Annotated in this window: 25 protein-coding genes and 2 pseudogenes; 11 read left to right on the top strand and 16 right to left on the bottom strand. The window is 63.7% G+C overall.

Annotated elements, in window-relative coordinates:
- Positions 1 to 98: 98 nt before the first annotated feature.
- The 5 genes from NDN01_RS15500 to NDN01_RS15480 all read right to left on the bottom strand — a co-directional run bounded on the left by NDN01_RS15500 (position 99) and on the right by NDN01_RS15480 (position 5,080).
- The gene (locus NDN01_RS15500; RefSeq protein ID WP_272622643.1) at positions 99 to 998 is read right to left on the bottom strand and encodes a polyprenyl synthetase family protein; all 900 of its coding nucleotides are present in this window, start codon (positions 996 to 998) and stop codon (positions 99 to 101) included.
- Positions 999 to 1,002: 4 nt separating this feature from the next.
- Positions 1,003 to 1,242 (bottom strand): exodeoxyribonuclease VII small subunit, encoded by a 240-nt coding sequence (locus NDN01_RS15495; protein ID WP_272628239.1) that lies wholly within the window; start codon positions 1,240 to 1,242, stop codon positions 1,003 to 1,005.
- Positions 1,243 to 1,379: 137 nt separating this feature from the next.
- Positions 1,380 to 3,086, bottom strand: coding sequence for a long-chain-fatty-acid--CoA ligase (locus NDN01_RS15490; RefSeq protein WP_272622641.1), 1,707 nt, complete (start codon positions 3,084 to 3,086; stop codon positions 1,380 to 1,382).
- 40 nt (positions 3,087 to 3,126) lie between these two features.
- The gene (locus NDN01_RS15485) at positions 3,127 to 3,324 is read right to left on the bottom strand and encodes a hypothetical protein (RefSeq protein ID WP_272622639.1); all 198 of its coding nucleotides are present in this window, start codon (positions 3,322 to 3,324) and stop codon (positions 3,127 to 3,129) included.
- A 55-nt stretch (positions 3,325 to 3,379) separates the two neighbouring features.
- Positions 3,380 to 5,080, bottom strand: coding sequence for a GGDEF domain-containing protein (locus NDN01_RS15480; RefSeq protein ID WP_272622637.1), 1,701 nt, complete (start codon positions 5,078 to 5,080; stop codon positions 3,380 to 3,382).
- A gap of 179 nt (positions 5,081 to 5,259) precedes the next feature.
- Between NDN01_RS15480 and NDN01_RS15475 the strand changes: the two genes are divergently transcribed.
- Together NDN01_RS15475 and NDN01_RS15470 are read left to right on the top strand one after the other, a co-directional pair.
- Positions 5,260 to 5,787: a rhodanese-like domain-containing protein gene (locus tag NDN01_RS15475; RefSeq protein ID WP_272622635.1), complete on the top strand. Its 528-nt coding sequence runs from the start codon at positions 5,260 to 5,262 to the stop codon at positions 5,785 to 5,787.
- A gap of 93 nt (positions 5,788 to 5,880) precedes the next feature.
- Entirely contained in the window at positions 5,881 to 6,315 is a 435-nt protein-coding gene (locus NDN01_RS15470) for a UrcA family protein (protein WP_272622633.1), read from the top strand.
- A 56-nt stretch (positions 6,316 to 6,371) separates the two neighbouring features.
- On the opposite strand, the gene clpA is transcribed toward NDN01_RS15470, so the two are convergent.
- A complete protein-coding gene (gene clpA, locus NDN01_RS15465; RefSeq protein ID WP_272622632.1) occupies positions 6,372 to 8,687 on the bottom strand; it encodes an ATP-dependent Clp protease ATP-binding subunit ClpA in 2,316 nt (771 codons plus the stop codon).
- Positions 8,688 to 8,811: 124 nt separating this feature from the next.
- On the bottom strand, positions 8,812 to 9,009 hold the full coding sequence (locus tag NDN01_RS15460) for a DUF1192 domain-containing protein (protein WP_272622630.1): 198 nt from the start codon (positions 9,007 to 9,009) through the stop codon (positions 8,812 to 8,814).
- 96 nt (positions 9,010 to 9,105) lie between these two features.
- On the opposite strand from NDN01_RS15460, the gene NDN01_RS15455 reads away from it, so the two are divergent.
- Positions 9,106 to 10,086 carry an NAD(P)H-quinone oxidoreductase gene (locus NDN01_RS15455; RefSeq protein ID WP_272622628.1) on the top strand — a complete coding sequence of 327 codons (981 nt, stop codon included), beginning with the start codon at positions 9,106 to 9,108 and terminating at the stop codon, positions 10,084 to 10,086.
- Between the two features lie 77 nt (positions 10,087 to 10,163).
- On the opposite strand, the gene NDN01_RS15450 is transcribed toward NDN01_RS15455, so the two are convergent.
- Together NDN01_RS15450 and NDN01_RS15445 are read right to left on the bottom strand one after the other, a co-directional pair.
- Positions 10,164 to 11,198, bottom strand: coding sequence for a S66 peptidase family protein (locus NDN01_RS15450; RefSeq protein WP_272622626.1), 1,035 nt, complete (start codon positions 11,196 to 11,198; stop codon positions 10,164 to 10,166).
- A gap of 160 nt (positions 11,199 to 11,358) precedes the next feature.
- A complete protein-coding gene (locus tag NDN01_RS15445; RefSeq protein WP_272622624.1) occupies positions 11,359 to 11,691 on the bottom strand; it encodes a hypothetical protein in 333 nt (110 codons plus the stop codon).
- 176 nt (positions 11,692 to 11,867) lie between these two features.
- Between NDN01_RS15445 and NDN01_RS15440 the strand changes: the two genes are divergently transcribed.
- Positions 11,868 to 12,572 (top strand): hypothetical protein, encoded by a 705-nt coding sequence (locus NDN01_RS15440; RefSeq protein ID WP_272622622.1) that lies wholly within the window; start codon positions 11,868 to 11,870, stop codon positions 12,570 to 12,572.
- A gap of 242 nt (positions 12,573 to 12,814) precedes the next feature.
- Here the strand turns inward: NDN01_RS15440 and NDN01_RS15435 are convergent.
- Positions 12,815 to 12,997: pseudogene (locus NDN01_RS15435) on the bottom strand (transposase); the annotation flags it as partial.
- 74 nt (positions 12,998 to 13,071) lie between these two features.
- On the opposite strand from NDN01_RS15435, the gene NDN01_RS15430 reads away from it, so the two are divergent.
- A complete protein-coding gene (locus NDN01_RS15430; RefSeq protein ID WP_272621981.1) occupies positions 13,072 to 14,148 on the top strand; it encodes an IS5 family transposase in 1,077 nt (358 codons plus the stop codon).
- Between the two features lie 131 nt (positions 14,149 to 14,279).
- Here NDN01_RS15430 and NDN01_RS15425 read toward each other — a convergent pair.
- Positions 14,280 to 15,302, bottom strand: a pseudogene (locus tag NDN01_RS15425) (IS256 family transposase); the annotation flags it as partial.
- A 340-nt stretch (positions 15,303 to 15,642) separates the two neighbouring features.
- Here NDN01_RS15425 and NDN01_RS15420 point away from each other — a divergent pair.
- Positions 15,643 to 16,314: a hypothetical protein gene (locus NDN01_RS15420; RefSeq protein WP_272622618.1), complete on the top strand. Its 672-nt coding sequence runs from the start codon at positions 15,643 to 15,645 to the stop codon at positions 16,312 to 16,314.
- A 159-nt stretch (positions 16,315 to 16,473) separates the two neighbouring features.
- Here NDN01_RS15420 and NDN01_RS15415 read toward each other — a convergent pair whose 3' ends face one another.
- The 5 genes from NDN01_RS15415 to NDN01_RS15395 form a co-directional block, all read right to left on the bottom strand.
- Positions 16,474 to 17,523 carry an IS5 family transposase gene (locus NDN01_RS15415; protein ID WP_272622616.1) on the bottom strand — a complete coding sequence of 350 codons (1,050 nt, stop codon included), beginning with the start codon at positions 17,521 to 17,523 and terminating at the stop codon, positions 16,474 to 16,476.
- A 73-nt stretch (positions 17,524 to 17,596) separates the two neighbouring features.
- Positions 17,597 to 18,205, bottom strand: coding sequence for a flavodoxin family protein (locus NDN01_RS15410; RefSeq protein ID WP_272622614.1), 609 nt, complete (start codon positions 18,203 to 18,205; stop codon positions 17,597 to 17,599).
- A gap of 30 nt (positions 18,206 to 18,235) precedes the next feature.
- Positions 18,236 to 19,114, bottom strand: coding sequence for a sigma-70 family RNA polymerase sigma factor (locus NDN01_RS15405; RefSeq protein WP_272622612.1), 879 nt, complete (start codon positions 19,112 to 19,114; stop codon positions 18,236 to 18,238).
- 203 nt (positions 19,115 to 19,317) lie between these two features.
- Positions 19,318 to 19,851 (bottom strand): hypothetical protein, encoded by a 534-nt coding sequence (locus NDN01_RS15400; RefSeq protein WP_272622611.1) that lies wholly within the window; start codon positions 19,849 to 19,851, stop codon positions 19,318 to 19,320.
- 9 nt (positions 19,852 to 19,860) lie between these two features.
- Positions 19,861 to 20,202: a hypothetical protein gene (locus NDN01_RS15395; protein ID WP_272622609.1), complete on the bottom strand. Its 342-nt coding sequence runs from the start codon at positions 20,200 to 20,202 to the stop codon at positions 19,861 to 19,863.
- On the opposite strand from NDN01_RS15395, the gene NDN01_RS15390 reads away from it, so the two are divergent.
- The 5 genes from NDN01_RS15390 (at position 20,195) to NDN01_RS15370 (ending at position 24,327) form a co-directional block, all read left to right on the top strand.
- Positions 20,195 to 20,773: a hypothetical protein gene (locus NDN01_RS15390; RefSeq protein WP_272622607.1), complete on the top strand. Its 579-nt coding sequence runs from the start codon at positions 20,195 to 20,197 to the stop codon at positions 20,771 to 20,773. The genes NDN01_RS15395 and NDN01_RS15390 overlap by 8 nt on opposite strands.
- A 171-nt stretch (positions 20,774 to 20,944) precedes the next feature.
- Complete coding sequence (locus NDN01_RS15385) at positions 20,945 to 21,562, top strand: glutathione S-transferase family protein (RefSeq protein WP_272622606.1); 618 nt, start codon at positions 20,945 to 20,947, stop codon at positions 21,560 to 21,562.
- 86 nt (positions 21,563 to 21,648) lie between these two features.
- The gene (locus tag NDN01_RS15380) at positions 21,649 to 22,524 is read left to right on the top strand and encodes a UDP-2,3-diacylglucosamine diphosphatase (RefSeq protein WP_272622604.1); all 876 of its coding nucleotides are present in this window, start codon (positions 21,649 to 21,651) and stop codon (positions 22,522 to 22,524) included.
- Between the two features lie 5 nt (positions 22,525 to 22,529).
- Positions 22,530 to 23,555 (top strand): glycosyltransferase family 4 protein, encoded by a 1,026-nt coding sequence (locus tag NDN01_RS15375; RefSeq protein WP_272622602.1) that lies wholly within the window; start codon positions 22,530 to 22,532, stop codon positions 23,553 to 23,555.
- Between the two features lie 91 nt (positions 23,556 to 23,646).
- Complete coding sequence (locus tag NDN01_RS15370) at positions 23,647 to 24,327, top strand: DUF1013 domain-containing protein (RefSeq protein WP_272622599.1); 681 nt, start codon at positions 23,647 to 23,649, stop codon at positions 24,325 to 24,327.
- The last annotated feature ends 151 nt before the right edge of the window (positions 24,328 to 24,478 follow it).

Raw genomic sequence — 24,478 nt, 5'->3', positions numbered from 1 at the left:
CGATGGCCGCCAGTGCAGCGCATAATGCCAGCCGCCGATGCCGATCGCCGCGACCCCCGTGAGCGCGATCGCCGTCCAGGCGAGCCGGCGCAGGGCCGCTATCGATCGCGCTCCAGCGTGAAGCGGGCGATCGCGCGCAGCAGGTCGGCCTCGGGGCCGAAGCCCTGGAGATGCTGCACTGCCTGATCGACCAGCATGCGGGCCTGTTCGCGCGCGCGGGCGATGCCGAGCAGCGACAGGAAGGTCTCCTTGCCCGCCTCGCCGTCCTTGCGCAGCTTCTTGCCGGCGGCCGCCTCGTCGCCCTCGACGTCGAGCAGGTCGTCGGCGATCTGGAAGGCAAGGCCGAGGTCGCGCGCATAGCCGCGCAGCGAGGTGCGTCCTTCGGGCGGGATACGGCCGAGGATCGCCCCCGCCTCGACCGAGCAGGCGATCAGCGCGCCGGTCTTCATTGCCTGCAGCCGGGTGACGGTCGGCAGGTCGAAGCTGGCCTTCTCCGCCTCTAGGTCCATCATCTGGCCGCCTGCCATGCCCGAGGGGCCGGCCGCGCGGGCGAGATCGAGGACAAGCTCGCTGCGGACAAAGGGATCGGGGTGAGTCGCGGGGTCGCCAAGGATTTCGAACGCCAGCGCATGCAGGCAGTCGCCGGCGAGAATCGCGGTCGCCTCGCCGAACATCTTGTGCACGGTGGGCTTGCCGCGGCGCATGTCGTCATCATCCATCGCCGGCAGATCGTCATGGATCAGCGAATAGACATGGATGCATTCGATCGCGGTCGCGGCACGCCCGGCGCAATCGCGGTCGACCCCGAACAGGCGCGCGGTGGCGAACACCAGCAGCGGCCGCAATCTCTTGCCCCCGCCGATCGCGGCATGCCGCATCGCCCGATAGAGATCGTGGCGCGGATCGTCCGGGAGGGCGAGCAGGACATCGAGTCGCCGGTCCACATCGGCGCCGACCTGGGTGAGCGCTGCCTGCAGCGACAGGGGCGTGGCGGACATCGGTTCAGCCGGCGGCAAAGGGCTGGGTGCCGGCGGCCCGGCCCTCGCTGTCGAGCCGGATCGATTCGATCCGGGCCTGCGCCGCATCGAGCCGGTTGGCGCAGCGGCGCCGCAGCTTGTCGCCGCGTTCGTACAGGCTGATTGCCTGGTCGAGTGGGGCCTCGCCGGTTTCGAGCCTCGAGACGATCGTCTCAAGCTCTTTCAGCGCGTCCTCGAACGACAGCTCTTCGATCGGTTTCTCCATCACGCCGCTATGCGGCAGGCGGGCGATGAGGGTCAAGGACAGGGTGAGGCGATTCCCCTCCTGCTTGCGAGTAGGGCAGGAGAGAATGTGTCTTTCAGGACGCAGTGATATTGACGGCCCTTTCCCGACCTATCCCGCTAAACGGCTGGGGAGGAATTGGTCTCCGCCATCACTTCCGCCACAAGGTCCTTGCGGCTGAGCTTGCCGATCATCGTCTTCGGCATGGTCAGCCGGATGACGACCTGGTCCACCCGCTCGTGGCGTCCAATCTGCGGGTTCAACCAGTCGCGCAGGTCCTCGCCGCTGATGACGGCGCCGTCGTTCAGCGTGACATAGGCGCGGGGATGCTCGCCGCGATAGGGATCGGGCAGGCCGATCACCATCGCCTCCTTCACCGCCGGATGGCGATGCAGCACCGCCTCGATCTGGCTCGGGAACACCTTGAAGCCCGAGACCGCGATCATGTCCTTGAGCCGGTCGACGATCTTGATGAAACCGTCCGAATCGATCGTGCCGACATCTCCGGTGCGAAGCCATGTCCGCCCGGCCGCATCGGCCACGAACACATCGGCATCGGCGTCGGGGCGATTCCAATAGCCCTTCATGATCTGCGGGCCCGCCGCGACGATCTCGCCCGGTTCGCCCTCCGGGGCAGGCTGGGCCGGATCGCCCTTGTCGACCAGCTTCACATGCGTGCCCGGGATCGGCTGCCCGATCGTGCCTGACTTGCCTTCGCCTTCATAAGGATTGGCGGAGATCACGCCCGAGCTTTCGGACAGGCCATAGCCCTCGACCACGGCTGAACCGGTCGCTGCCTCGAACTTGGCCTTCAGCGTGGCCGGCAGCGGTGCCCCGCCCGAAATGCAGACGCGGAGCGACGAGAAATCGGTCGAGGCCAGCTTCGGATGGTCGAGCAGCGCCTGGTACATGGTCGGCACGCCGGGCAGGGCGGTCGCCTTGGTCCGGTCGATCGCCGCCAGCACCTGGCCGGCCTCGAAGCGCGGCAGCATCACGATGCATCCGCCGTTGAGCACGGTGCGGTTGAGCACGCAGGTATTGGCGAAGACGTGGAACAGCGGCAGCACGCCGAGGATCCGGTCGTGCATCTTGGGATGGGGGTCCAGACCCATCACCTGGCGCGCATTGGCGCTCAGATTCTGGTGAGTCAGCATTGCGCCCTTCGGCGTGCCGGTGGTGCCGCCGGTATATTGGATCAGCGCGACGTCGTTGACCGGGTCGATCGCTGCGGGCGAATGGACGCCGTCGTTCGCGATCAGCTTCGAAAAGGCCATGATCCTGGGATCGTCCGGCCGTTTCGTCACTTCGCCGCGCTTGAACAGCCGGTAGAGCACCGACTTCGTCGCCGGCAGTGCGCCCGCGACCGATCCGACGATCAGCCGTTCGAGGCTGCTGCCGTCAAGCACCTTGAGCGCCGTCGGCAACAGCGCGCTGGCCGACAGGGTGAACAGCAGTTTCGTGCCCGAATCGGCGACCTGATGCTCTAGCTCGGCGGGCGTGTAGAGCGGCGAGAAATTCACCACCGTCGCGCCCAGCTTGAGGATGCCGTAATAGGCCGCGAGATAGTGCGGCACATTGGGCAGGAACAGGCCGATCCGGTCGCCCGGGCCGTAGCCAAGCGCCTTCAGGCCGGCGGCCACCCGATTCGCCCCGTCAAGCGTCTCGGCATAGCTGTAGTGCCGTCCGAGGAAATCGATCAGCGGCGCTCCGCCGCCGCGCGTCGCCGCCTCGTCGAAGAAGTCGACCATGGATTGCGGCGGATAGGCGCTGTCCCAGCGCGTTGGGTGACGATAGGAATCGCGCCAGGCGCTCTCGGGATCGCTCATTGACAAGGGTGTAAGCAACGGCCGCGCAAGGTGCAAGCGGTCAGGCGATGCGTTTCGCGGTCCAGGTAACAAGCACCGATATCGCCACCAGGCCGAAATCGATCGCTGCCTGGAAGCTCTGTGGCGCCCTGTCGGTCCGGTCATGCGTGAGGATGCGCAGATCGGCGGATGGATGCCGCGCGGCCATGATCAGCAGGGCAGCGCCCGCAATGATCAGCCCTGTTCGACGACGACGCATTGGTTACTCCCGTGCCGGGCACCATAAGCGCGGGGTGCGGGCGGGGCAAGCGAGGTCAGGCCGCGATTCGGCCCCTGATCTGGGTTTCGGCGTGGGTACGGCGCACCCGGTCGCGGCCCGCTGCCTTTGCCTCGAACAGGGCGCGATCGGCACCGCGATACAAAGCTTTCCAGTCGGTTTCCCTGGCCAGCGGGCCAGTGCAGGTGCCAATGCTTGCCGTGACCGACAAGTCATAGGGCATCCGTGCGGCGCGAAGCCGCGCCAATATGTCCTCGGCCTCGACCGCCAGGCCAGCAGGCGTGACGATCGCGAACTCCTCGCCGCCGATCCGCGCGACCAGCGCTTCCGGCGGCACCGACAGGCGCAGCGTGCGGGCGAAGACGCGCAGCACCTCGTCGCCGCCGTCATGGCCGATCGTCTCGTTGACTCGCTTGAAATGGTCGATGTCGGCCAGCAGCAGGATCTGGTCTTCCTCGCGTCCGATCGCGTGTCGCAGGAAGGCGCGGCGGTTGAACAGGCCGGTCAGCGGATCGGTATCGGCCAGCAGCCGCGCCGCGATCTCCTGCTCGCGGGCCTCGTCGCGCTCGCGGCTGAGCAGGCGGATGCGATAGGCGATGGCAAGGCTGGAGAAGAGCGCCTCGACCGTCATCGTCAGGATCGTCGAATTGTCGAGCCAGAAATTCCAGCCGATCAGGTTGAGCGAACTCGCGACGCGCAGACAGGCGAGCACGATCGGGGAGGCCCAGGCGATCGCGAACATCCACAGATAGTTGCTGCGCGCGCGCCAGCCGCGCCACAGAATCGGCACCACGATACCGAGCTGGGCAATGAACACGAACGAGAAGAACCGGTCGAGCAGCGTGATCTGCCACGGGGCCAGCGTCGCCAGCAGGGCAACGGTCACCAGCATCAGCCCGCAGACCCCGTTGCTCGCCTTTGCCAGCCACCCGGCGAACACGCGTGGCTCGAAGAAGCTGCGCGCGAACAGCATCGCCGCCGCCGCCGCCAGGCCGACGGACACATAGTTGATCCGCAGGCGGTCGTTGTTGAGGATGTCCGGCCAGGCCCAGGCCAGCGCACCCGACGAGGAGGTCGCATAGACCATCAGCGCCAGCAGCATGGCGCAATAAGCGAGCTGGAAGCGATGGCGCAGCGCGCCCCACAACGCGAGATTGTAGATGAACAGGGCGATGCACAGCCCGGCGAATCCGGCATAGACCGCGCCCATCAGCAGATTGGCCCTGGCGCTTTCCGCCGGCGTCGCGATCCGCGCGCCGACCAGGATGCCGCGCAGATTTGCGGCGCCCTCCACATGCCATAGCAGCCTGACCAGCGGGGCGCTGCGTTCGGGCAGCCCGCGTTCGATGATAGCGCCGAGCTGCAGGTGGCGGGTCGCCGACCGGCCGTCGGTCACCGCGGACAGGATCGCGCCGTCCGCGTAGAGCGCATGGAGCGTCACCCGCTCCTGCCACAGGCTGCCGATACGAATATCGGCGGGGCCGGCGGCGTGTACCGGTGCGGACAATACCCAATAGTCACCGGATCCGAGCGCGGTCTGCCTGACGCCGCAATCGAAACGGGCTGGCTCCGCGAACAAGGTTCGCGGGGTCATGCCCGGGGCCGCCCGGGCCACGCACACCGGGACTGGCTGTCCGGCAAGCCCGGTCTGCGCCGCGGCTGGCGCAGCGCCGGCCAGCACGATCCATAGTAGCGCGCCGGTCAGCGCCAACAGATTGAAAACCCACCCCTTGAGCATGGCGGGCGCTGTAAGCCGCAGATGCCGAACAGAAGGTAAAGGATAATGCCCGCCACACCCCTTTCGACCGATTTTCCTGCCGGGTCGGTGCCTATGCGGCTGGTGGAGGCACGTTCAGCGCCGATCAAGGCGGGGTTGCGCATAGCCGAGCACCTGATCCGATCTCGGGAGCGATCGCCATGCGTCTATGCCTGCCTGCCGCTGTCTTCTGCCTTTCGTGCATTGCCCTTGCACCGCCGGCTGCCGCGCAGGATGCCGGGCCGGTCGCGCCGGGCGCCAATCCGTTGATCGACTATTCGGGCTATGTCGCGCTGACGCAGAAAGTCGGCCCCTATCGTGCAGGGAGGCTCCTGCGAGCCGCCGATTTCCGCCGACGGGCCGCCAGTTCCGGTGCGCTGCTGCTCGACGCGCGCTCGGCCGAGGCGTTCCGGCGTGGACATATCGACGGGGCGGTGAACCTGCCCTTTTCGGATTTCACCGCGGAGAGCCTCGCCCAGGTGATAGGGCCTGACCGCACGCGCCCGATCTACATCTATTGCAACAATAATTTCCGCAACAATGTCGCGCCGGTGATGACCAAGTCGATCCAGCTCGCGCTCAACATCCAGACCTTCGTCAACCTAGTCGGCTATGGCTACCCCGAGGTGTGGGAACTTGGCGAGGCGGTCGACATGAACGATCCGGCGATTGGCTGGGTTCGCGGATAGGCATGCTGTCCGAACGCGGGACGGGGTTGCCGCTTGTCTTTCCGCCAGCCCGGGCCTTTATTGTTAACCATCTTCGATGGCAGGAGATGGACCATGATCCGCGGATTGCTGTTGTTCACCGCCGTGGCGGGGCTGGCGACGACGGCGAATGCCTATGATCGCTATGAGATACGGTCGATCCCGGTCGCGGCGGCCGATCTCGACCTGTCGACCAGCGCCGGCGTCGCCGAACTCTATCGCCGGGTGGAGCGCGCCGTGAACCGGATTTGCGAGGGCGACCGGGACTGCCGCGACGAGGCTTGGGCAAGCACTGAGGAACAGGCCTCCGCCGCGATCGCGCGCGACCGCTGGATGCGTCGCCTGGCCCGCGAACGCGCGGCGGAATTGCGGGCCTGCGGCAGATATGGATGCGCCCCGTCCGCGCCGGTTCATTATCAACCCGCGCCGCCTATGCCATTGGTGGTGCAGGGCGGCACCAGGGTGACGGTCACCATCCAGACGGGCTGGCCCGGCTATTACATTCCCTGAGATGGAAAAGGCCGCGGCGTTGCCGCCGCGGCCTGTTCGATGTTTTGGGTAACGCCTTATTTGGCGTCGACGCTTTCCGCCTTGCCCTTTTTCTTGGGCTTCTTCGGCGGCGCGGAGACGATCTCGAACGCCAGCGCGCCGTCCTTCAGCTTCACGCTCACCTCGCCGCCATGGACGAGCTTGCCGAACAGCAGCTCCTCGGCCAGCGGCTGCTTGATCTTCTCCTGGATCAGCCGGCCCATCGGCCGAGCGCCATAGAGCTTGTCATAGCCCTTGGTGGTCAGCCATGCCTTGGATTCGTCGTCCAGGCTGATGTGGACATGCCGGTCGGCAAGCTGAAGCTCGAGCTGGAGGATGAACTTCTCCACCACCCGCGCCACGACTTCAGGCGGCAGATATCCGAACGGCACGATCGCATCGAGCCGGTTGCGGAACTCCGGCGTGAACATCTTCTGCACCGCCTGCTCGTCCTCGCCCTCGCGGGAGAGGTTGCCGAAGCCCAGCGTCTCGCGCGCCATGTCGGACGCGCCGGCATTGGTCGTCATGATCAGGATGACGTTCCTGAAATCGACGGTCTTGCCGTGGTGGTCGGTCAGCTTGCCGTTGTCCATCACCTGCAGCAGGATGTTGAACAGGTCGGGATGCGCCTTCTCGATCTCGTCGAGCAGCAGCACCGAATGCGGCTGCTGGTCGACCGCGTCGGTCAACAGGCCACCCTGGTCATAGCCGACATAGCCCGGAGGGGCACCGATCAGCCGGCTGACCGAATGGCGCTCCATATATTCCGACATGTCGAAGCGCTGGAGCGGGATGCCCATGATCGCCGCCAGCTGGCGGGCGACCTCGGTCTTGCCCACGCCGGTCGGGCCGGTGAACAGATAGTTGCCGATCGGCTTGTCGGGATCGCGCAGGCCAGCGCGGCTCAGCTTGATCGCCGAACTGAGCTTCTCGATCGCCGCATTCTGCCCGAACACCACCCGCTTCAGATCGGTGTCGAGGCTCTCGAGCGCCTTGGTATCGTCGGCCGATACCGATTTCGGCGGGATGCGCGCCATCGTCGCGATCACTGCCTCGATCTCGCGTGTGGTGATCGTCTTCTTGCGCTTGTTCGGCGGCACCAGCATCTGCATCGCGCCGACCTCGTCGATCACGTCGATCGCCTTGTCGGGCAGCTTGCGGTCGTTGATGTAGCGCGCCGACAGCTCGACCGCCGACTTGATCGCATCGGGCGTGTACTTCACTGAATGATGCGCCTCGAACGCGGTGCGCAGGCCGGTCAGGATCTTGATCGTGTCCTCGACCGTCGGCTCGTTCACGTCGATCTTCTGGAAGCGCCGCAGCAGCGCGCGGTCCTTCTCGAAATGGTTGCGGAACTCCTTGTAGGTGGTCGATCCGATGCAGCGGATCGTACCGCCCGACAAGGCCGGCTTGAGCAGGTTGGACGCGTCCATCGCGCCGCCGCTGGTCGCGCCAGCGCCGATCACCGTGTGGATCTCGTCGATGAACAGGATGGCGTGGGGCAGCTTCTCGAGCTCGTTGACGACCGCTTTCAGCCGCTCCTCGAAATCGCCGCGATAGCGGGTGCCGGCGAGCAGCGCCCCCATGTCGAGCGAATAGATGACCGCCGGCAGCAGCACCTCGGGCACATCGCCCTCGACGATCTTCCGCGCCAGGCCTTCGGCGATGGCCGTCTTGCCCACGCCGGGATCGCCCACATAGAGCGGGTTGTTCTTCGACCGGCGGCACAGGATCTGCACGGTACGGTCGACCTCCGGGCCACGGCCGATCAGCGGATCGACCTTGCCGTTCTTCGCCTTCTCGTTGAGATCGACGGTGAACTGCTTCAGCGCGCTTTCGCTCTTGCCCTTGCCGTCGGGCTTCTGCGTCTTCTCCTCCTCGGCGCCCTTCACTTCGCGGGGTTCCGGGGCGGCGCCACCCTTGCCGACGCCATGCGAGATGAAGCTGACGGCATCGAGACGGCTCATATCCTGCTGCTGAAGAAAATAGACGGCATAGCTTTCGCGCTCGCTGAACAGCGCGACCAGCACGTTGGCGCCGGTCACCTCGTCGCGGCCCGACGACTGGACGTGGAGGATCGCGCGCTGGACGACTCGCTGGAAGCCGGAGGTGGGCGAGGGATCGGTCGCCGCATCGACCTTCAGCGCCTCGAGCTCGGTATCGAGATAATGGGCGACGGTCGCCTTGAGCTCTTCCAGCTCGACCCCGCACGAGGTCATCACCTTGGAAGCATGCTCGTCATCGATCAGCGCGAGCAGCAGATGCTCGAGCGTCGCATATTCGTGGCGCCGCGACGACGCGGCTTCGAGCGCCTTGTGGAGGGTCGTTTCCAGCGCGGATGCGAAAGAAGGCATTATTCTACTCCATGCGGGCCGCAACGATACGCGCGGCCCTTTCCCCTTATGTCGGAAGGCAAGGCGCCCGCATCAAGCACTTGACGAACGCTCTGGCCCGATCGCCGTGCCGGAGCGTTCCTGCTCATCGCTTGAATAGGTCGTTGGCACTTGCCCTATGGTTAACGGCGCGCGTCAACCGGGCCTTGGTGCGGGTGATTTCCGCCTCAAGTGCCCCGATACGTGCCTGGCATTCCTCGACCGACAGGGGGTCAAGGTCTTGCCGCGCAAGCTCGGTGAGCGGATCGCCCGCTTTTCGTGCGAGAATCTCGTCCGGGTCCATGTCATGGAACGTTGACCCGGCAGGCCACGATGTCAATAAGGCCGGACTATTCCGCGAGTGGGGGCGGCGGATTCTATGGTTAATATTCCGACGGTGATGCAGGCGATCGACCCGGAGGCTCCCGGCGGTCCTGAAGTGATGCGCCTGGTCGAGCGCCCGGTGCCGGCGCCCGGCGAGGGCGAAGTGCTGATCCGCGTCGCCGCGGCGGGGGTCAACCGGCCGGAGGTGATGCAGCGCAAGGGCCTTTACCCGCCGCCGCCTGGGGCACCCTCGATCCTGGGCATGGAAGTGTCGGGCACGATCGCCGCTGTCGGCGAGGGCGTCCAGCCCGAGCTGATCGGCCAGCCGGTCTGCGCGCTGATCTCGGGCGGCGCCTATGCCCAATATGCCGTCGCGCCTTATGGCCAGTGCCTTCACGTGCCCGATGCGCTGTCGATGGTCGAGGCGGCGGCGATGCCGGAAACTCTCTTCACCGTCTGGACCAATTTGTTCGAGCGCGGTTACGCCAGCGAAGGCGACACCGTGCTTGTCCATGGCGGCACCAGCGGCATCGGCACCATGGCGATCGGCCTCGCCAACCTGTTCGGGCTGATCATCATCGTCACCGCCGGATCGGACGGGAAATGCGCGGCGGCAAAGGCGTTGGGCGCCGATCACGCGATCAACTACAAGACTCAGGATTTCGTCGCCGAGGTGAAGGCGATCACCGGCGGCAAGGGTGTCGCGGTGGTGCTCGACATGGTCGGCGGGGATTATGTGCCGCGCAACCTGCAATGCCTCGCCGATGACGGTCGCCACGTCTCGATCGCGGTGCAGGGCGGGCTGACGGCGACGATCCCGCTCTTCGAGATCATGCGCCGGCGCCTGACCCTGACCGGTTCGACGCTCCGCCCGCGCGACACCGCGTTCAAGAGCCTGGTGGCGGATGAGCTGGCCCGCACCGTCTGGCCGCATGTCGAGGAAGGGTCGCTGAAGCCGGTGATCGATCGTACCTATCCGCTTGCCGAGGCACCGGCCGCGCACGAGCGGATGGAATCGGGCGACCATGTCGGGAAGATCGTGCTGACGATGGAGTAGGGCCTGGGAGAAGTGCGTGGGCGCACGCGCCCTGACCAGGCGGGGCTGGTTGGGACGTGACGCCTGGCGCTCACTTCTCAGATCGCGACGGGTTCGAGCATCCGAATGCTTCCCGTATCGGCATCCATCTCCACATCTATACCGACCGGCAGGCTGAGCTGGTTGCTGACATGGCCGATATTGGCCCCCTGAAAGACCGGTATGCCGAGCGGCGCGAGATACTGGTCGAGTAGTTGGGGAATCGTGAAGCCGATATAGTCGGGCACGGCGGTGGTGCAGCGCGTGCATTGTCCGAAGATCACGCCCGCGACCTTCTTCAGCACCCCGGCGAGCGCGAGCTGGCTGAGCATGCGGTCGACGCGATATTCCGCCTCGCCGACCTCCTCCAGGAACAGGATCGCCCCGTCGAAATCCGGCAGCCAGGGCGTCCCGACCAGCGCCGTGAGGACCGACAGATTGCCGCCGATCAGGCGTCCGCGCGCCTTGCCCGGCCGGATCGTCCGGATGGTCCAGCGCTCAGGCGCCAGGGCGTCCATCGTGCGCGCGTCCGGCTGGGGGAAGGTCGCCGTCTCGCCGGAGAAGGCGAGCCTCCAGAAACTGTCCCAGCTGATCTTCCCCCAGCTGTTCCCGGCATTTGGCCCGTGAATCGTCGGGAAGCCAGCCCGCGCCGCGAAGGCGAGGTGAAGCGCGGTGATGTCGCTGAAGCCGATGAGCAGTTTCGGATTGGCGCGGATGACATCCCAATCAAGCAGGGGCAGAATCCGCGCGCATCCCCATCCGCCGCGCACGGCGAACACGGCGCGCACGCTGTCGTCGGCAAACATCCCGTTGAGGTCGGCGGCACGATCCTGATCCGTACCGGCGAGATAGCCGTAGCGGGAGGCAACATGCCGGCCCGGCTTCGGCACCAGCCCCATTCCCGATATCACGGTCTTCACCGCGTCGACCTGGGGCAGGCCATCGCTGAATCCCGCTGGCTCGATCAGGCCGACAACGTCTCCCGAACGGAGGCGCGGGGGTTTGGATGACGAGCGCGCAAAGGCCGGGCCGGGAAGTGCCAGGGCACCCAGAAGCCCGCTGATGCCGCCGATTGTCTCGCGTCTGCTGAACATGGCCTGCTCATAGCAGCGATTGGCGCTACGCCCGCCGGAATGTTCGAATCCAGAATGAATCTTTCCTTCCCATAGACGGATTTCTCGGCCCAAACCTCTGCTAAAGCGTCGTTTGCCATCCAGTCTGCTGAATCGTAACCGGCCTGTCGCGAGAAGTGGACTACCGGCCCTCTGATTGGAAAATCTCAAAGGCCAGCGCTTCCAGATCATCATTCCCAGACAGAGTGATCGGCCGCGAGTGCTCGTCGGACAGGCGATAGACTTGCTGTGAACCGCCAAGCGTACCAGCACCAGCAAGGCCCATTAACAATGTGTAGAACGTATCGGTGAGGGCAGTGTCGAGTGCCGCAATGACCTCAGCCCTTTGTTGCTGCGTCAACTTGGCTGCATCGAGATGAGCGCCAACCGCCGATCCCAAATTCTGATCCGCGTACAGCGCCAGCAAAGTGTCACGCTCTTCTTTGCATGCCTTTACAAACTCACGTGCCGCCATCCTGCCCCCCTGGCTTAAGGTAGCATACTCATGATATGCCGAATGAGAAACAGGCCGAGTTTATAGGTTTGCGACCTAAATTATTGGGGGAATGGCCGCGCTAACCATGCCCCTCGCTTGCCTGCCACCGACCCCAGGCTAGGTTGCCATTGGGCTTCTGATGCGGGGAGAGAAGGGTGCCGGGTTTCCGTCATTATATGATCGTGTCGATCATCGCGCTGGCCGTGCCCTGTTCCGTTATGGCGGCGACCCGTATCATCCAGATCTTGCCGGAGCGGCTGAAGCTGTCGCCTGCCAACCGGCGGGAGGCGGTGCTCGCTGACCTGAATGCGATCCTGACAGGTCCGGCCGAGCCTGACACCATAGCGACGCGGCCCTATCTGTCGGACACGGGTGGGCTCTGCCGGCGCGACGTGATCAAGCTGATTTATGCGCCAGCTGGGAAACGTGCGGACTGGAATGGCCCGCTCAAGCCTAACGGCATACGCTCCATCGTTCCTCAATATCACTTCCTCGGTGAAGAGGCCAAGCAGAGCAGGGAGAGTTGGGAGAAAGCCTGCGCCCAATTGTCGGGCGATGAGGTGTATTGGGCGTTCGGCGACAATGACGACAGCCGCGCTTATGATGCCTTGGGGACGCTCGAGATCGCTGTCGAAGCCGTAAAAAAAGGCCAGGAGATCAATATCGATTGCACCGATCTGGACAAGCCGCCGAAGCAGCCGAACTGCCCATCTGAATTCGTTGCGGCGGCAGCCATAATAAATGGCTTCAGCCGCTGCGACGATCAGCCCCGAGATTGCTATGTATTTTTTCGGACCGGCATCAATTCTCCATCCGTTCGGACTGGAGCGCGAACAAACGCTCGATCACCATCAAGCTGACGTATGCTGATGTTATCGTCACTTGAGCAGGAGTCGCGGGCAGCCGGTCTACCATTCGAAGATGTTCGCTAGATGTTTGACCCCGGAGTTTGATAGTACGACTTTGCCAGCCAAGCTGGAGGGCTTCTTTACGGACCAAATTCTCCACGGGAGTGCCATGACAACAGAGGTTGGTCGTGTCCCGGTGAGTGGTGTAACTTCGTCGGCGCGGGCCCGACGATCTTCCGGCTTTGGCCGGATAATCAGGCTGCCATGGCGGGCAGTCCGATGGTTTGATTATCGCTCAACGGAGCGAGGGTTTCCAGCGTCATGTAGCGGGCGCGCTGGACAGCCCATTCGTCGTTTTGTTCGAGCAGGATAGCGCCGACGAGGCGGGTGATCGCGGCCTCGTTGGGGAAGATGCCGACGACACCGGTGCGTCGCTTGGACGCCTCTAAAAACCTATGGCGATTGAGGGCGTGAGATGATTCACTGCATCCCGTGAGAACGGGAGGCAGCGATGGTACAACGCGGTTTCTTCGATGTTGATGATCGGCTTGCGGCACTGTCGGCGGCGGGGGATCCACTGGAACGGCTGAGCGCGGTGGTTGATTTCGCGTTGTTCCGGCCGGTGCTGGATGCAGCGCTTGCGCGGTCGGATCGCAGTCGCGGCGGGAGGCCACCCTATGACGCGGTACTGATGTTCAAGGTGCTGGTGCTGCAGGCGCTGTACAGCCTGTCGGACGATGCGTGCGAGTTCCAGATCCGCGACCGGCTGTCGTTCATGCGCTTCCTGGGGCTTGGGCTTGGCGACCGGGTGCCCGATGCCAAGACGATCTGGTTGTTCCGCGAGCAACTCGTCCAGGCGAAGGCGATCGAGAAGCTGTTCGCGGGCTTCGACGATGCGCTGCACGGGTCGGGTTATCTGGCGATGGGAGGGCAGATCATCGACGCGACCGTCGTGGCGGCACCACGCCAGAAGCTGAGCGACGAGGAGAAGGTCACGATCAAGGGCGGCGGCACGCCGGGACATTGGTCGCCAGCCAAGCGCCGGCAGAAGGACACCGACGCGCGTTGGACGATAAAGCGCGGCCGCCGCAAGCGCAGCGAGGCGAGCGAGATGAAGGCCAAAGGTGTCGAGATCGCGGTGCCGGTTTTCGGCTACAAGAACCACGCCGGGATCGACCGCCGCCATGGCCTGATCCGACGATGGGAGGTGACCAGTGCCGCCGCGCACGACAGCCGGCCGTTCGAGGGGCTGCTCGATCCGAGGAACACCGCATCGCCGGTATGGGCCGACACCGCTTATCGCTCGAAGCGCAACGAAGCCGCGATGGCGAAGCGCGGGCTTGTCTCGAAGGTCCATTTCCGCAAGCCGAAGAACAAGGACCTGCCGGCGCATCATGCCCGCGCCAACGCCGCAAGGTCACCAGTCCGCTCGGCCGTCGAGCACGTCTTTGCCGGGCAAAAGCACCGCATGAAGCTGTTCGTGCGCACCATCGGCATCGCCCGCGCCAAGGTAAAGATCGGCATGGTCAACCTCGCCTACAACTTCAGCCGCCTCGCCTGGCTCGAAGCCCGAGTTGCGCCTGCTTGACCGGATTTGCGCCCGATCAGGCACCCTCAGGGGCAGCGAACCGGCCAATACGCCCTTGTCGATGCCGGCAAACCCGCCATCCAGACCATGCCGACGCCGTCATCACCGTTCAAAGGCGTTCTTCGAGGTGTCCGATTGATCTCGCCATTGAGGCGCTCGATGGGATTGTTCGAGTGGATCTTGGTACGATGGTCCTTGGGGAAGGACATGTAGGTCAGCACCTCGGTTTCCGCATCGTCCATGAAGGCGGTGAGCTTGGGGACACGAGGCCGCAGTTGATCGGCGACCTGTCGCCACTGCGCCTTGGCGGCAGCTTCGTCGTCCTGCGCGAAGGCGGTGCCGACAAAGGCTGAGACGACGCGGCGCTGGGTCTTTCCGGCATGAGCGAGCGCGTTACGCATGAAGTGCACCCGGCAGCGTTGCCAGCTTGCACAAAGCACCTGGGACACGGCGGCCTTGATGCCCTCATGCGCATCCGAGATCACCAGCTTGACGCCCCTGAGGCCGCGCCGGGTGAGCTTGCGCAGGAACGCGGTCCAGAAGGTCGCCGCCTCCGATGCGCCGATATCCATGCCGAGCACTTCGCGCCGGCCGTCGCTGTTGACGCCGACGGCGATGATGACCGCGACCGAGACGATCCGGCCGGCCTGGCGGACCTTTAGATAGGTGGCGTCGATCCAGATATACGGCCAGTCGCCCTCGATCGGCCGGTCGAGGAAGGTGTGGACCCGTTCGTCGATCTCCTCGCAAAGCCGGCTCACCTGGCTCTTCGAGATGCCGGCCCCGCCCATGGCCTGCACCAGATCATCGACCGAGCGGGTCGAGATGCCCTGGATATAGGCTTCCTGGATCACCGCGGTCAGCGCCTTCTCGGCAAGCCGGCGTGGCTCGAGGAAGCCCGGAAAGTAGCTGCCCTTGCGTAGCTTGGGGATGCGCAGCTCGACCGTGCCCGCCCGGGTCTCCCAGTCGCGCTCGCGATAGCCGTTGCGCTGCACGACACGCTCGGCATCCTTCTCGCCGTAGGCGGCACCCGTCAGGCCACCCACCTCCAGTTCCATCAGCCGCTTTGCCGCAAAGCCGATCATCTCTCGCAGGAAATCCGCGTCCGGGCTCTTTCCCACCAGCGCGCGCAGGTCCATCGTGTCGTCGGTCATCGGTGTGTCCTCGTTCAAGTTGAGCTCGCAACCCAACCTTATCCGAAGATCATCGGTGACCACCCACACCAGCTACACCACTCACCGGGACACGACCCTCGGCCGCGCTGATGCCGGGTAGGGCCGTAGCTGAGGACGGAATGTCAGTCATGGCTACTCATCGAAGTCAAAGGATGCACGATAGGCTAAAGGTGCGCGGCAGAAAATGCCTTTTAGTCGCCATTCGGCACGTCCGAAGCGGCTCAGAATTGGGGACATTCCGATCTGGCCCGATATCGAAACTTAATCGTTCGTTAGCGGGAAATCTCATAGGAGGGGAAATATCAAATGAGGTCACATCATGCTTAAAACTGTTGTTGGAAGCCTTGCAACATTGTGCGTGATGTTGCCGTCTAGCGCCGCTTCCGCAGCTGATATTCCTTCCGCGTCCAACGCGTTAACCTCTGCAATATCTGCCTGCTCGGTGGCGGCGGCTACGGGAAGGTTCGAGACAACATCGCCTGTGGCGATCTACATGAACATGCCGCGTTCCATGGGCCGCGTGCAAAGCATCAATGATACTCCCGACATTGTGCGGCGTTATATCGCAACTTCCGCTGCTGGCGTGCCGCCGCAGTTCGTATATCAGTTTAAAACTTCAACAGGCGGTGTTTGGGCTGTCTTGAGGTCGTGGGTCGACAGATGTGACATCATCGTCAGTGGTTTAGAAGATCGATCGGTTGGCGATGGCGCTACCAATGCATTCGCCGATAATGCAGGCTGGCGTCCGGCCCTAAAGGGCACGGCGACACATACCACTCCACCGGGCCGCGTCAGTTTTGTGAAGTCATTGCCGCAACCTCGTTATCCTAACTACGGTATAGCTGCGTCCGTCACCAATCTTGGAACAACGGCCGATAAATCCGATGGAGTGCAGCTGGAAATAAATATTATGGCGGGCGACGTTTTGTCATCGGCCAACACAATCGATGTGAAGACAATTCGCCCTGCAATAAATCCAGTGATGCACTAGGACACCTCGAAGAATGCCTTTGAACGGTGATGACGGCGTCGGCATGGTCTGGATGGCGGGTTTGCCGGCATCGACAAGGGCGTATTGGCCGGTTCGCTGCCCCTGAGGGTGCCTGATCGGGCGCAAATCCGGTCAAGCAGGCGCAACTCGGGCTTCGAGTCAGGCGAGGCGGCTGAAGTTGTAGGCGAGGTTGACCATGCCGATCTTTACCTTGGCGCGGGCGATGCCGATGGTGCGCACGAACAGCTTCATGCGGTGCTTTTGCCCGGCAAAGACGTGCTCGACGGCCGAGCGGACTGGTGACCTTGCGGCGTTGGCGCGGGCATGATGCGCCGGCAGGTCCTTGTTCTTCGGCTTGCGGAAATGGACCTTCGAGACAAGCCCGCGCTTCGCCATCGCGGCTTCGTTGCGCTTCGAGCGATAGGCGGTGTCGGCCCATACCGGCGATGCGGTGTTCCTCGGATCGAGCAGCCCCTCGAACGGCCGGCTGTCGTGCGCGGCGGCACTGGTCACCTCCCATCGTCGGATCAGGCCATGGCGGCGGTCGATCCCGGCGTGGTTCTTGTAGCCGAAAACCGGCACCGCGATCTCGACACCTTTGGCCTTCATCTCGCTCGCCTCGCTGCGCTTGCGGCGGCCGCGCTTTATCGTCCAACGCGCGTCGGTGTCCTTCTGCCGGCGCTTGGCTGGCGACCAATGTCCCGGCGTGCCGCCGCCCTTGATCGTGACCTTCTCCTCGTCGCTCAGCTTCTGGCGTGGTGCCGCCACGACGGTCGCGTCGATGATCTGCCCTCCCATCGCCAGATAACCCGACCCGTGCAGCGCATCGTCGAAGCCCGCGAACAGCTTCTCGATCGCCTTCGCCTGGACGAGTTGCTCGCGGAACAACCAGATCGTCTTGGCATCGGGCACCCGGTCGCCAAGCCCAAGCCCCAGGAAGCGCATGAACGACAGCCGGTCGCGGATCTGGAACTCGCACGCATCGTCCGACAGGCTGTACAGCGCCTGCAGCACCAGCACCTTGAACATCAGTACCGCGTCATAGGGTGGCCTCCCGCCGCGACTGCGATCCGACCGCGCAAGCGCCGCATCCAGCACCGGCCGGAACAACGCGAAATCAACCACCGCGCTCAGCCGTTCCAGTGGATCCCCCGCCGCCGACAGTGCCGCAAGCCGATCATCAACATCGAAGAAACCGCGTTGTACCATCGCTGCCTCCCGTTCTCACGGGATGCAGTGAATCATCTCACGCCCTCAATCGCCATAGGTTTTTAGAGGCGTCCTATTGGCCGTTTCCAGGAAGAGTATAACAAGCCTTGGCGGCGCCGCGCGCGAACTGCTGCGCGGTTTGGGCGACGCGTCGTCCGAGATGGCGGGCGGTGGCGAGATCGGCTTCGGGCGGTGTCACATCGGCGCTGGCATCGACGTTCGATTGCGCGCCAGCGCCGAGCCAGAATCCAAGCCGGTTAAGGTCATGTTCGGACCCGGTGGCTGAATTATTGGCTGGCGGGAGCGCCAGGTTGATCCAGTGCATTCCATGCTGCGCGGCGAACATCGCAAGCTGGACCAGCGTTCCCAGCTTGTCGCCCGCGTGCGATCCGGAGTTGGTGAAGCCCGCCGCCAGTTTATCCTGCCACCCCGCGTGACGCATCACCGCGTTCGAACTTGCCTCGGCAAATGCCTTGAACCTGGCAGACACGCCGCCGCAATAGGTCGGGGTGCCGAAGATAATGGCGTCCGCCGTATCGAGATCGCTCCAGCGTCTCTCGGCGTCCTCTACCCTAAGGAAGAGCGCCTCGGCCCCGTCGACCTCCTCGACGCCCTGGCGGACCGCAATAGCCTGTCGTTCGGTGTGCCCATAGCCGCTGTGATAGATGATCGCGACGCGCAATTCTGCCTCCTGATGTGGTGATGAAATGGTTCAGTTTGCCGCCCCGGCTCGGTCGGCCAGATGCTGAAGCTTGTCCGGATTGCGGGTGACATAGATGGCAGTGATGCCGTCAGGCCCCGGCTCGATCGCGGTCGTCTGGAGCGTAAAACCTTCCTCGATCGTGACGAAGCCGGGAAGGCCGTTGATGAGTGCATAGCGCAGCAATCGCGACGGACTGCGCTCAAAGAGTTTCCTCAGCCCTACAAACAGGGAAATCGCATTATCGAGGCCGATAACAGCCTGGCTTGTCGCCACCCTGCCTCCACCGTCGGCCTGAATAGCGACATCGGCGGCGAGCATCGTCCGCAAACGTCCTATGTCGCCATCGCGCGAGGCGGCGAAGAACGCCTCGGCGAGCTCGAAGCCGCGTTGCTGCGGCAGGTGGAAACGAGCGCGTTCGGAGCGAACATGAACCCGACCCCGGCTGGCGAGCTGCCGGCATGTCGCCGGGTCTCGCCCGATCGTCTCCGCTACCTCGGCGAAACTGACGCCGAAGACGTCGTGAAGAAGGAATGCGGCTCGCTCCAGCGGGGTCAGTCGCTCCAGCGCCAGCATCAACGGCAGCGTGATGTCGTCCATCTCATCGAACGCATCCTCGATTTCAGGTTCGGGCAGCCAGAGGCCGACATATTCCTCGCGCCGGCTGCGTGCTGACTTCATCTGATCGAGGCAAAGGCGTGTCACGACGTTGCGGAGAAAGGCGGCCGGCTCGCGAATGTCGGAACGATCGAGCCTCGTCCAGCGGATGAAGGCCTCCTGGACCATATCTTCGGCATCCGTGACCGAGCCGAGCATGCGATAGGCGACCCGCAGGAGCGTCGGCCGAAGCCGATTGAACGCGGCAACCGATTCGGAAGCCCCGTCATCCATACTCGTCGCCTCATCAATCATCGTTTCACCGAGCATCGCCATCCCTCATATACGATGACGAGGCAGCTCAACGATGTGTGACACGAGCGAGCTGTCATATCATTTTATTCGGCGGCGGGACGTCCTACCCGCTGACCGGATGTCACGCTTCGGTCTTTATCCCGACCGATCAGTTCAGACGCCCGCCTGCGTGCCATTCTCGATCATGCACGCACGTCTCGTTCGATCGCGGTCGTCGAGATGATATCTTCGAGCGTTTCGCGCAGGACATGATCGTCACGAACCTTGACGACCTTCTCCTCGTGCCGGCCAAGCTTTTCGAACAGCAGCGCGCGTTCGTGATCATAATAGTCCTTGGACCAGCGCATCTCCTGTCCGAGCGCCGCCCATGTGGCGCGGGGGTCGTGGCTTGAAAAACGACCCCGACTGAGAAAGCGGCGTACGATGCGCAGGGTATTGCGCCAGCGGGGAAGATCCAGGACGACGATCTTGTCGGCGTTGTCCAGCGCCGCGTCCGCCCATTTGAATTGAACGCCTTCAATGACCCAGCGGGTCTGTCGAGCCAGTGGTCGCAACAAAGCCAGACGCTCCTCGGGTGCACGCCGCCGATCTCCATCGGGATGTCGAATCCAATGAAGGTCGTCGAGCGAATATAACGGCAGCGCCGCCTCCCTCGCTACTCTGGCCGCGAACGTCGTCTTGCCGCTACCAGTCGGGCCAGTCACGAACAGGCGCACGGCTTTCCCTTATCTTATCAAAAGCCAGAGTATGAAAGCTCCAACGGCGAAAGGCGCAAGGAACGCAATGATGCCGCCCGTCCAGCCCCATTTGCGATAGGCCGCCTCAACAACGCCCTCCCAAAAGCCCTGAATGATGAAATCTGCAATCCACCCCATCACGGGAGAATGTCGCGGCAACCACGGGACCGCAAGGGGTGGGCTGCCCGTCATTCCGGCCCCGTTGGCTGGTTTCACCCGGTTGTCGGCGATAGATGATGGAAAATGCTCGGCCTTCAATGCCAGGCGAAAGGCCACGCCCCGATGTGTTGCGAACTGGCCTGGAAGCTGACATTCAGCAAGCATGATCATGCTCGGCGCGCTTCTCGCACTTGGAGGTCTGATACAGCAGCCGCCGACTGAGCGTTGTGCATATGACAGGGCAGCGATGCTTGCGCTGGACGAGAAGCAGTTCGATCAGGATATCACGGGTGGATGGCGACTATTGGCCAGTTCGGGCTGTGATGTTGAAGGGGCCGACCTGATCAAGCTTTGGAGGGAGGCGCACGAGAACACGGCTGGTATCTTGTACTGGCACGAAGGGCAGTTGCGCGCGAAGTCCGGGCAGACGAAGGCTGCAATCTCCCTCTTCGAGCGTTCGAGAAGAACGCCGGCCGAAGACGCAGGATTTGGTTGGAACCTTTACGTTGACGGGACCATCGCTTTCCTGCGCAATGACCGCCAAGCCGCGGAGACGGCTCGCGACCGACTGGCAAGGTTGCCGCGTCCGCCGGCCTTTTCGCCGGTCGGACCGGATGGAAAACCGATGATGGTTGCCTGGCCGCCAAACCTCAACGTACTGGATGGATTCCTGAGCTGCTGGGGTCGGCCCTACAAAGAGGCATATTCGTGCACCAGGCCCATATCCGTTCCTCGTCCCTGAGCCATTCGCCGTTGGCGAAGGTTCGCGATTGGCGGGTTCGTGACCTGGCTTGACGCAAAGGATCATCGTTCACCCTGGTGTCCGACAAGGTCCGCTTGTTGATCGCCCATTGCATTTGATTTGACGGGCCATGCGGTCGCGTGATGACAAGGGCGATCAAGGGAGCGCCACATGTCCAGCCTGATCCTTCACGAATATGCCGCGTCGGGAAACTGTTACAAGATCCGGCTCACCGCCGCGCATCTCGGCATTCCGCTCGAACGGCGCGAATATGACATCATGAAGGGCGAGACCCGGTCGGAGGCGTTCCTCGGCGGCGTCAACGCCAATGGCCGCATCCCGGTGCTCCAGGTCGGGGACGACTATCTGCCGGAAAGCAATGCCGCCTGCATCTATCTGGCCGACGGGTCCGGCCTGATTCCGCACGACCGCTTCGACCGCGCCGACATGTTCCGCTGGATGTTCTGGGAGCAGTATAATCACGAGCCCAATGTCGCGACGCTGCGTTTCTGGCGGCATGTCATCGGCGAGGCCGGGCTGGACGATCTGCGGCGGGCGCAAATACCCGCCAAGCAGGCGGCGGGAGAGGCCGCGCTTGAGCTGATGGACGACCATTTGTCCCGCTCGCCGTTTTTCGTCGGCGACCGGCTGACTCTCGCCGACATCACGCTCTACCCCTATACCCATGTCGCCGACGATGGCGGTTTCGAACTCGGGCGCTATCCGGCGGTCGGCGCCTGGCTCGCCCGGGTCGAGGCCGAGCCGCATCATATTGCGATGAAAGCGTAACCCGCCTTTCACATCAGTGGAATCAAGCTGTAACAAAAATCGGCCATAGCGCAGGCCCATCAAGGGCTGCGCGGGACGATGCCGGGATGGACGCTGTAACCAGGATCGCGATGGACAATAGCATCGCCGATTTCGCCGATTTCGCCAATTCCAAACCATCGATTCCGGAACGCGAGGTCACGGATCGCTGCAAATATCGCACGATCTGGATTTCGGATATCCATCTCGGTACTCGCGGTTGCAATGCCGACATGCTGATCGACTTTCTCGACCATGTCGACAGCGAGCGGATGTACCTTGTCGGCGACATCATCGACGGCTGGCGGCTCAAGAAGAAATTCTACTGGCCGGCCTCGCACAACGACGTGGTGTGGCGAATCCTGAAGCGGGCCAAGCGCGGCACCGAGGTGATCTATATCCCCGGCAATCATGACGAGGTGATGCGCCAGTTCACCGGGCTTGATTTTGGCGGCGTCTCGATCCGCCGCAAGGCGATCCATGAAACCGCCGACGGCCGCCGGTTGTTGGTGCTCCATGGCGACGAGTTCGACATGATCACGCTCACGCACAAATGGCTCGCGCATGTCGGTGATGCGGCGTATGAATTCATGATGGCGCTCAACAGGTTGGTGAACGCGTATCGCCGCTTTTTCCAGTTGCCCTATTGGTCGCTGTCGAAACACGCCAAGGCCAAGGTGAAGAACGCGGTGGAGTTCATCTCCAACTATGAGGAAGTGATCGCTCAGGCAGCCGGCGCGCGGGGCGTCGACGGCGTCGTCTGCGGGCACATCCATACCGCTGAATTCCGTAACATCGGCGGCATCGAATATTATAACGATGGTGACTGGGTGGAGGGCTGTACCGCTCTTGTCGAGCATTTCGACGGGCGGATGGAGTTGCTGCACTGGGCCGACGAGATCGCCGAACGGGAAGCGGCGAAGATCGAGACGCTGGCGGCCTGACGAGCGTGCGCATCGCGATCGCCACTGATGCGTGGGCCCCCCAGGTGAACGGCGTGGTGCGGACGCTGCAAGCCGTGCGCGCCGAGCTCGAGCGCCAGGGGCATGTGGTGATGGTCGTCTCGCCCGACCTGTTCTACTCCATGCCCTGTCCTACCTACCCCGAAATCCGCCTCGCCTTTGCCAGGACCAATGCGGTCGGCAGGATGCTTGCCGATTTCAATCCGCAGGCGATCCATCTCGCGACCGAGGGGCCGGTATGCCTCGCGGCGCGGCGCTGGTGCCTGATGAACGATTTCCCGTTCACCACCGCTTACCACACGCAGTTCCCCGACTATGTCTCGGCACGGACCGGCGTGAACCCGGAATGGATCTGGCGTTATATCCGCTGGTTCCATGCGCCCGCGCAGTCGATCCTTGCGTCGACTCCGTCGATCGCCGCGACGCTCAAGCAGCATGGGCTGGAGAATGTGCGGCATTGGGGCCGGGGCGTCGATCTTTCGACCTTCTCGGCCGCCGTCACGCCGGATCCGGCCCTTGCCAGGCTGGCGCGGCCGATCCAGCTCTATGTCGGCCGCGTCGCCGTGGAGAAGAATATCGAGGCCTTCCTGACCAACGATCACCCGGGCACCAAGGTGATCGTCGGGGACGGTCCGGCGCGCGCGTCGCTCGAAGCGCGCTATCCGGAGGCGATGTTCCTCGGCCCTCGCTTCGGTGCCGATCTGGCGGCTGCCTATGCCAGCGCCGACGTGTTCGTGTTCCCCAGCCGCACCGATACGTTCGGGCTGGTGATGATCGAGGCGCTGGCCTGCGGCGTGCCGGTCGCCGCCTATCCCGTCACCGGCCCGGTCGACATATTGACCGATGCGGTCGGCGCGATGGACGATGATTTGTCCGTCGCGATCGGGGCGGCGCTCACCAGGGATCGCGGCGCCTGCGCCGCTTACGGCCGGACCTTCACCTGGGAAGCAAGTGCCCGTCAGTTCCTGAACGCGCTCGTCCCGGTCGATGCCGACGAAGCGATTGCGGCCTGAGCCTTGCCTCACCGCGCAAGGGGGACTAAGTCAACGTCATTGTGCGGCCGCTCCGAAAGGGGCGGCCCTTATTGTTTCTAAGGAGTTTCCGGTGGCCCAGCCGCTCATGCCCCACGCGACCGCCTCCTGGCTGGTTGACAATACATCGCTCAGCTTCGAGCAGATTGCCGAATTCTGCGGCCTGCATATCCTCGAAGTCCAGGCGATCGCCGACGATACTGCGGCGACCAAGCTCACCGGCCGCGATCCTGTTCGCGCGCACGAGCTGACCCAGGACGAGATCGACAAGGGCCAGGCAAATCCGGATTACCGCCTGATCATGCTGAAGGGCCCTGAACAGGTTCGTCGCACCAAGGGCCCGCGCTACACCCCCGTGTCGAAGCGGTCGGACAAGCCCGACGGCATCGCCTGGATCATCCGCAACCATCCGGAGATCAGCGACGGCGCGATCGGCAACCTGATCGGCACGACCCGCACCACCATCGCCGCGATCCGCGATCGCAGCCACTGGAACATCGCGAACATCACCCCGAAGGATCCCGTGACGCTCGGCCTGACGACTCAGCGCGAGCTTGACGCGGCGGTGGCGAAGGCGGCCAAGGCGGCCGGTATCGAGGCGCCGGTCGATACGCGCCTCGAGGGTGATCGCGAGGCACTGATCGTCGAACTGCGCGCCCAGCGCGAGCAGCTTGCACGCGACGCCGAAGCGGCGGAAGCGGGCGAGGCCCCGGCATCGGCCGAGCCGACCGCTGAAAGCCTGTTCCGCCGTTGAGGTGAGAGCGGGCAAGCGGTCCTTTTCTCCGTTCGTTTCGAGCGACGTCGAGAAACCGAAGCCCGCGCTCCATCAATGTTTCTCGGCGTCGCTCGAAACGAGCGGATGAGGGGGGCTCTCTCGGCCCATATATTTGTCGCGTGACTTGCCC

Source organism: Sphingomonas sp. QA11 (assembly GCF_028473665.1).
GTDB lineage: Bacteria > Pseudomonadota > Alphaproteobacteria > Sphingomonadales > Sphingomonadaceae > Sphingomonas > Sphingomonas phytovorans.
The sequence above is the reverse complement of the archived record's forward strand: the minus strand, read 5'-3'. Positions and strand labels throughout refer to the sequence as shown.

What these genes read in the sequence shown, in the direction of transcription:
- NDN01_RS15500 (WP_272622643.1), bottom strand. Translation starts at nt 998, where the DNA reads ATGTCCGCCACGCCCCTGTCGCTGCAGGCAGCGCTCACCCAGGTCGGC.
- NDN01_RS15495 (WP_272628239.1), bottom strand. Translation starts at nt 1,242, where the DNA reads ATGGAGAAACCGATCGAAGAGCTGTCGTTCGAGGACGCGCTGAAAGAG.
- NDN01_RS15490 (WP_272622641.1), bottom strand. Translation starts at nt 3,086, where the DNA reads ATGAGCGATCCCGAGAGCGCCTGGCGCGATTCCTATCGTCACCCAACG.
- NDN01_RS15485 (WP_272622639.1), bottom strand. Translation starts at nt 3,324, where the DNA reads ATGCGTCGTCGTCGAACAGGGCTGATCATTGCGGGCGCTGCCCTGCTG.
- NDN01_RS15480 (WP_272622637.1), bottom strand. Translation starts at nt 5,080, where the DNA reads ATGCTCAAGGGGTGGGTTTTCAATCTGTTGGCGCTGACCGGCGCGCTA.
- NDN01_RS15475 (WP_272622635.1), top strand. Translation starts at nt 5,260, where the DNA reads ATGCGTCTATGCCTGCCTGCCGCTGTCTTCTGCCTTTCGTGCATTGCC.
- NDN01_RS15470 (WP_272622633.1), top strand. Translation starts at nt 5,881, where the DNA reads ATGATCCGCGGATTGCTGTTGTTCACCGCCGTGGCGGGGCTGGCGACG.
- clpA (WP_272622632.1), bottom strand. Translation starts at nt 8,687, where the DNA reads ATGCCTTCTTTCGCATCCGCGCTGGAAACGACCCTCCACAAGGCGCTC.
- NDN01_RS15460 (WP_272622630.1), bottom strand. Translation starts at nt 9,009, where the DNA reads ATGGACCCGGACGAGATTCTCGCACGAAAAGCGGGCGATCCGCTCACC.
- NDN01_RS15455 (WP_272622628.1), top strand. Translation starts at nt 9,106, where the DNA reads ATGCAGGCGATCGACCCGGAGGCTCCCGGCGGTCCTGAAGTGATGCGC.
- NDN01_RS15450 (WP_272622626.1), bottom strand. Translation starts at nt 11,198, where the DNA reads ATGTTCAGCAGACGCGAGACAATCGGCGGCATCAGCGGGCTTCTGGGT.
- NDN01_RS15445 (WP_272622624.1), bottom strand. Translation starts at nt 11,691, where the DNA reads ATGGCGGCACGTGAGTTTGTAAAGGCATGCAAAGAAGAGCGTGACACT.
- NDN01_RS15430 (WP_272621981.1), top strand. Translation starts at nt 13,072, where the DNA reads ATGGTACAACGCGGTTTCTTCGATGTTGATGATCGGCTTGCGGCACTG.
- NDN01_RS15420 (WP_272622618.1), top strand. Translation starts at nt 15,643, where the DNA reads ATGCTTAAAACTGTTGTTGGAAGCCTTGCAACATTGTGCGTGATGTTG.
- NDN01_RS15415 (WP_272622616.1), bottom strand. Translation starts at nt 17,523, where the DNA reads ATGGTACAACGCGGTTTCTTCGATGTTGATGATCGGCTTGCGGCACTG.
- NDN01_RS15405 (WP_272622612.1), bottom strand. Translation starts at nt 19,114, where the DNA reads ATGGATGACGGGGCTTCCGAATCGGTTGCCGCGTTCAATCGGCTTCGG.
- NDN01_RS15390 (WP_272622607.1), top strand. Translation starts at nt 20,195, where the DNA reads ATGATCATGCTCGGCGCGCTTCTCGCACTTGGAGGTCTGATACAGCAG.
- NDN01_RS15395 (WP_272622609.1), bottom strand. Translation starts at nt 20,202, where the DNA reads ATGATCATGCTTGCTGAATGTCAGCTTCCAGGCCAGTTCGCAACACAT.
- NDN01_RS15385 (WP_272622606.1), top strand. Translation starts at nt 20,945, where the DNA reads ATGTCCAGCCTGATCCTTCACGAATATGCCGCGTCGGGAAACTGTTAC.
- NDN01_RS15380 (WP_272622604.1), top strand. Translation starts at nt 21,649, where the DNA reads ATGGACGCTGTAACCAGGATCGCGATGGACAATAGCATCGCCGATTTC.